This is a genomic window from Vibrio sp. 1288, from assembly GCF_033344475.1.
In genome coordinates this window covers 1-627 of sequence record NZ_JAWPOX010000701.1, presented here as the reverse complement: position 1 = coordinate 627, position 627 = coordinate 1, and the positions used below count along the sequence as shown (strand labels likewise).

1 protein-coding gene is annotated in these 627 nt (G+C 40.8%); it reads right to left on the bottom strand.

The annotated features are described in order from the left end of the window. On the bottom strand, positions 1-480 hold a 480-nt coding region (locus tag R8O11_RS28870), incomplete at its 3' end, for a Cache 3/Cache 2 fusion domain-containing protein (protein ID WP_318195077.1). Between the last annotated feature and the right edge of the window lie 147 nt (positions 481-627).

Here is a 627-nt window from a genome sequence, read left to right as displayed (position 1 = left end):
GCGTCCAAGAGTCGTGCCTACTGCACGCTTACCTTGCGGATCTTTTAATGATGTTGAAACGCGAATGAAGTCATCACCAAGTGGTGCAAATAACGTTGCGATTGCTCCGGTATCACGCGTGAAGCTGTCGACCAGCTTTGTGTCGTTAATCAAACTTTCGCTGTATTGCGTGATATTTGGTACTTCATGGCCCATGAAGTCTACCGTGTAGTTTTCTACATAAACGCCTGCAAGGTAACCATTGCGAAAAGTTGATTCGAGTACTTGAGCAGTATGAAGGTAAGCATCGAACTGACCGGCAATGGTTTTTGCCATCGACTCGACTTTGGATTGATGTTCTCTCAACGTACTTTCTAGCAGCACGCCAGATGCGTTTCGATAAACGAGCGCAGCAATGCTGGAAAAGGCAATTACTAGGCACAAAGTGATGACTAACTTTAGTTGAAAGCCAACACTTTGATTTCTGTACTTTTCTAACATGGAATGTCTTCCTGATATATTTATAACTTATGAGTTTTGTATCGGCATGCTATCGGTTTATATGAATAATTTTTTGATATCTATTAATTAAATTGTCAAAAAACTCAGATAACCAATGAGTTAGTTAGAAAGTGACCGAGGAAGAAC